The sequence below is a fragment of the Syntrophales bacterium genome, assembly GCA_030655775.1.
In the GTDB taxonomy this organism is placed as follows: domain Bacteria; phylum Desulfobacterota; class Syntrophia; order Syntrophales; family JADFWA01; genus JAUSPI01.
In genome coordinates, this window is record JAUSPI010000011.1 from 1 (window position 1) to 5524 (window position 5524).

Sequence of the window (5524 nt, forward strand, 5' to 3'; positions counted from 1 at the left end):
CTTGATAATATAGAGGAAGCGATAAGCAAAATAATAAATCCTGAAATAGACCCTGAATCAAGTTCAGGGTGACATCTTCAGGGTATGGTTCAGGGTGACATCTTCCCCCTTTTGTCATTCTGAACTCGTTTCAGAATCTCACTTGTTTCAGCATCTAATTATTTCAGCAAGTTAGAGACCCTGAATGATCCTGAAACAAGTTCAGGACATGATTTTGGGTGACAGAAAAAGACTTTTTACCAGTGCATCATATGTTTGACGCATGAAAATGTCAAATCAAGATACAGTTTGAGACCTGTGAAAAAGGTCTCTTCACGAATCTGCTCCAAAAGTTTCCTAGGAGGCTGTCCGAAAACGCGCCAAAGTGGTCATTTCGAGCGGAGCGAGAAATCTTATTGTATTGAAAATAAAGTCTGTCTTCCCCATCCAGCAGGACAGCCGTCTCGGCTGTTTAGGCGATTCACCATTATGGACAGGCGAGACGCCTGTCCTACTGTGTTGGAAGGGTCAATGTCTATTTTGGGGTTCCATTTTCTTCTTGAGTTTTAAATAGCTATTTTCTAAGATGCGCAGTTGAAATAAATCTAAAGTAAAGAAAAAAGTGCTCATTTTCCTTTGTTACGCTCAACTCGGCATTAGACGGGGCCCACAAATCCCGTATTGAAAGCCATTTGGGAGGATTACTTATAGTTGATGTACTCGTAAAAAGTCTCAAAATGTGTCATTTGTCATCCTGAACTCGTTTCAGGATCTCACTTGTTTCAGCATCTAAATATTTCAATAAGTTAGAGACCCTGAAATGAATTCAGGGTGACAAAAACTGACTTTTTACGAGTGCATCACAATTAACGTTATGCATAATTTATGGATAGTAGCTATTTCGGTTTTGCTTCTGAACCTTCCGTTTGGCTTCTGGCGAGCAGGGGTTAAGAAATTTTCGCTGCCCTGGTTTCTGGCAGTGCACATTCCCGTTCCTTTCGTCGTCGGTATTCGTATTTTGGCAGGGATTGGATGGCATTCTACTACATTTCTGGTCCTGATAAGCACATTTTTAATAGGACAATTCCTTGGTGGTAAAGTTCGGTGCTTGTATCAGCAGTGGTTTTAGCTGCCTATATGTGAAATACTCAATGAAGTTGCTATCACGATAGATGGAAGGCTGCCTTGCATCAACCCACGGCGTGGCAGGCGACATGATGTTTTACCCCTTTGTCTATGAGCTCCGGCTCAATCTTATCACAAATATCCATTCTGTCGGGACAGCGGGGATGGAAAGAACATCCGGCCGGCGGATCAATCGGGCTGGGAACATCTCCATTGAGGACAATTCTTCTCTTTTTCCTTTCCGGGTCGGGGACCGGCACAGCAGAAAGAAGCACCTTTGTGTACGGATGGAGCGGATTTTTATAAAATGTTTCTTTTTCTGCAAGTTCCACTATTTTCCCTAAATACATAACGGCGATCCGGTCACTCACATGTTCAATTACACTGAGATCATGGCTTATGAAGAGATAGGTCAGGTTAAAATCCCTCTGCAAATCTTTTAAAAGGTTCAATATCTGTGCCTGTATAGAAACGTCCAGCGCGGAAACAGGTTCGTCTGCAACAACGAGTTCGGGCCTGAGTGCAATGGCCCTCGCCACTCCTATGCGCTGCCTTTGACCGCCGCTGAATTCGTGGGGATACCGGCCCATCTGTTCCCTGCTCAACCCCACTACCCCCATTAGCCTGACTACTTCTGCCTCCCTCTCCTTTCTGTTGCCCAGTTTATGAACGATAAACGGCTCTCCAATAATACTCCCCGCACTTTTCCTGGGATTAAGAGATGAATATGGATCCTGGAATATCAACTGCACCTTCCTGCGATAACCTTTCAGCCCTTCGCCGGAATATTCAAAAATGTTTTCACCTTCAAATAAAATCTCTCCCCCTGTTGGCTCTTCAAGCCTCATGATAACTCGTCCAAGAGTTGTCTTGCCACAGCCGCTCTCACCAACAAGTCCCAGTGTCTCTCCCCTGTAAATCTGGAGATCTACTCCATCCACGGCTCTCACAATTCCACGGCGACCCGAGAGAAAACCACCCTCCACGGTAAAATATTTTTTTAATCCTTTGATATCCAGTAGAATATTAGGTTTTTGCATAACCATTCCAAAGTCATATAAAGAGTGCCTAAAGTTTGAAGTGCCTAAAGTGATCTAAAGTTAAATGACCAAAATCCTTAACTTTAGGCACTTTAGCTCACTTTAGTTCACTTCACACTTTTAACTAAATCTTGTTGTTTGACCTGGCATCAACATCTGAGCAAAAAACGTAGATGTTGTAGACAAAGACCCCGCTACACGTACTTCCAGCATCTAACCTGATGCCCCGGAGATTTCGCCATGAGCTGCGGCTCCTTTTCTCTGCACACCTTCATCACATCAGAACATCTGTCCTGAAAGCTGCAGCCGGAGGGTAGTTCATAAAGATTGGGTACCGCTCCCCGTATTGTCTTGAGATACCCACCTGTCCCTCTCGGAATAGATTCCATAAGACCTACAGTATATGGGTGAAAGGGACTCGAAAAGAGACCTTCTACATTACAATACTCCACCACTTTACCCGCATACATAACGCAGGCATTTTGAGCTGCCTCGGCAATAACCCCAAGATCATGAGTTATCATAATTACCGATGTTCCCACTTCTCCCTTCAGCTTATCAATAAGTTCGATTATCTGGGCCTGTATCGTCACATCAAGGGCAGTTGTCGGCTCATCCGCCAGCATCAGCCTGGGATTACAGGAAAGCGCCATCGCAATCATCACCCTCTGGCGCATGCCGCCGCTCATCTGATGGGGATAATCCCTGATCCTTTCTTTCGGAGAAGGCATGCCGACAAGTCCCAGCATCTCCACAGCCTTGCTCAGAGCATCTTTTCTTGAAAGTCCAAGATGTCGTCTGATTGCCTCGGCTATCTGATCCCCCACCCTGAAGACCGGATTGAGCGAGGTCATCGGTTCCTGAAATATCATCGATATTTCCTTTCCCCGGAGGCTCCGCATTTCGTCTTCTTTCAGGCGAACAATATCGGTACCGTCGAAAATGATGTTCCCCGAGACAATCCTCCCCGGGGGCGTCGGTATCAATCGCATGATAGAGAGGGCAAGGACTGTCTTGCCGCAGCCCGACTCTCCCACAACTCCTAGGGTATCCCCTTCGTTAACCATAAGATCGACGCCATCAACGGCCATTACCGTACCGTTTTCGGTTTCAAAATATGTTCTCAGGTCTTTTATTTCAAGAAGTGGACGCATAAAAACCACACCATCAAGAGATTCGGATTACCATTCTCAAACTGTATAGACTGTATTGAACTTTGAAAATGGGATTCTGAGTGCAAATCCAATGTTTGAACTCGAAGAGTGAGTTTTAGATTGTAGGGTCGGGTTTTACACCCGACCGCAAACGGTGGCATATAAAATGCCACCCTACAGAATTGATTTGTCGATCGATTTATCAATTGTCGAAAAAATGTTTTGAGCATCTCAGAATTCTATTTTAAGGCTCTTACATGCTCGAAAGATTTCTCATAAACTGCACCAATAGCCTCACACCAACACCTGATGCTCCTTTCGGTATATATGGCTTATCCTTGCTCAACCACGCAGGACCCGCAATATCGAGATGCACCCAGGGATAATCACCAACAAACTTGCTCAGAAAGGCAGCTGCCGTTATGGTTCCCCCTGCCCTTCCCCCCGCATTTTTCAAATCGGCCACATCGCTCTTTATCAACTCATGGTATTCTTCCCATAATGGAAGTTCCCATAACCTCTCGCCCGTAACCTCTGCGGCATCCCTGACCCTTTTTTTCAATTTATCATCAGTTCCCAACATACCGATTGTATTATCGCCAAGGGCAATTACACAGGCACCTGTCAGTGTGGCAAGGTCGATTATTGCTTTCGGTTTAAACCTGCCGGCATATGCAAGCGCATCAGCCAGTATTAATCGACCTTCCGCATCTGTGTTTTTTATCTCTATCGTCTGACCGGACAGAGACTTTAGAATATCACCCGGTTTATATGCCTTTCCTCCGGGAAGATTTTCCGTGGCCGGTATAAGGCCAACGACATTCAGAGGAATTTTCAAGTCGGAGGCAGCCTTAATTGCACCCATAACCGCGGCGCCGCCCGCCATATCCGTTTTCATCTTATCCATTTCAGCCGACGGTTTTATGGAAATCCCACCGCTGTCAAAGGTAACCCCCTTACCAACCAGGGCAACTGCTTTGTCCCCCTTCTTTCCGCCATTGTATTCCAGTACAATAAACTTCGGCGGCTCACTGCTGCCTCTCGCAACACCAAGCAGGGCATTCATGCCGAGCTCTTCCATCTCGTGAGAATCAAGAACTTTCAGCTTTACGTTTTTTTTGCCGGCAATTTCACCTGCCTTATCAGCAAGGATAGTCGGCGTCATTTCGTTTCCGGGAGTTGAAACAAGGTCTCTCGCAAAATAGACGGCATCAGAAATAATTTCTGCCCTCTTTGCAGCAGATTTTATGACCTCAAAAGAATCTTCATTGTCTTCGACAATAACAAATTCCTCCAGTTTCTTGATCTTCTCCCTCTCCAGGGTTTTGTAAGATGTAAACTGATATGTACCGAGCAGAACTCCCTCCACTACAGACTCCGCAATTTTGTCCAGTGGTTGATTGATCTTTCCAAAATTAAGCGATGTCGCAAATCCTTTAAGATTTAATTCTCTTATCTTCTGGGCCGCTTTAGAAAAGACGCCCCTTAACTTTTCCAGATTAAAATCCTTTTTTTTACCCAGTCCGACCACGAAAATTCTCCTGACCGGAATTAAACCCCTTGTATATATTACAGAAATCTGAAAAAGCTTACCTTCAAAATCTCCCCCGTCAATGATCTCCCTGATAAGTCCGCCACACTTTTTATCCAGCAGCGCAGCGTCACCAGACAGCTTTTTGCCGTCTTCAAAATGACAAACTACTGCCGCCTCACAATCAAACTCTGCGATACTTTTCTTTTTTATACGAATTTCCATATACATCTCCCGGGAATTATTTAACAACGATTGACTCTCTAAAAGCCAGCTCAGAGAACTCACCCCTGTATATTTTCTCTCTGCCATACAGGTTTGCCAGATTAGCCGAAAGCTCCGGTTTTTGCAACTTATTAGAATTATCCTTAAAAATAACTTGCAAAAAAAAATGTTGCTATTATATCAATGTCATTGACTTAAGAATAAATCTCCCCCCTTTTCTAAAGGGGGGCAAGGGGGGATTTTATAAAAGGTGTTCAAAATCCCCCTAAGTCCCCCTTTAAAAAAGGGGGACTTTAAGGTGCCACTTTCTTAAGTCAACGACATTGACCGGGAGCGCATCCCGCAAGCCCCGCCTTGTAGGCGGGGTCTAGGGGCGCAATATAATTAAATTATTCCTTTCCGGGTAGCCCCGGCCTGTGGGCGGGGAGCTTCTCTATTATATCGAAAAATTTGATGTTTTAATGTACTAA

4 protein-coding genes are annotated in these 5524 nt (G+C 44.8%); 1 reads left to right on the top strand and 3 read right to left on the bottom strand.

What is annotated here, in order from left to right; translation table 11 throughout:
* Positions 1-853 precede the first annotated feature (853 nt).
* Positions 854-1108 carry a hypothetical protein gene (locus Q7J27_00445; protein MDO9527609.1) on the top strand — a complete coding sequence of 85 codons (255 nt, stop codon included), beginning with the start codon at positions 854-856 and terminating at the stop codon, positions 1106-1108.
* A gap of 61 nt (positions 1109-1169) precedes the next feature.
* Here the strand turns inward: Q7J27_00445 and Q7J27_00450 are convergent, their stop codons facing one another.
* The 3 genes from Q7J27_00450 to Q7J27_00460 form a co-directional block, all read right to left on the bottom strand.
* Positions 1170-2144 (bottom strand): dipeptide ABC transporter ATP-binding protein, encoded by a 975-nt coding sequence (locus Q7J27_00450; GenBank protein MDO9527610.1) that lies wholly within the window; start codon positions 2142-2144, stop codon positions 1170-1172.
* Positions 2145-2338: 194 nt separating this feature from the next.
* Entirely contained in the window at positions 2339-3298 is a 960-nt protein-coding gene (locus Q7J27_00455) for an ABC transporter ATP-binding protein (protein MDO9527611.1), read from the bottom strand.
* A gap of 253 nt (positions 3299-3551) precedes the next feature.
* The gene (locus tag Q7J27_00460) at positions 3552-5054 is read right to left on the bottom strand and encodes a leucyl aminopeptidase (protein ID MDO9527612.1); all 1503 of its coding nucleotides are present in this window, start codon (positions 5052-5054) and stop codon (positions 3552-3554) included.
* Between the last annotated feature and the right edge of the window lie 470 nt (positions 5055-5524).

Coding starts and splice junctions, on each gene's coding strand:
- Q7J27_00445 (MDO9527609.1), top strand. CDS start 854: ATGCATAATTTATGGATAGTAGCTATTTCGGTTTTGCTTCTGAACCTT.
- Q7J27_00450 (MDO9527610.1), bottom strand. CDS start 2,144: ATGCAAAAACCTAATATTCTACTGGATATCAAAGGATTAAAAAAATAT.
- Q7J27_00455 (MDO9527611.1), bottom strand. CDS start 3,298: ATGCGTCCACTTCTTGAAATAAAAGACCTGAGAACATATTTTGAAACC.
- Q7J27_00460 (MDO9527612.1), bottom strand. CDS start 5,054: ATGGAAATTCGTATAAAAAAGAAAAGTATCGCAGAGTTTGATTGTGAG.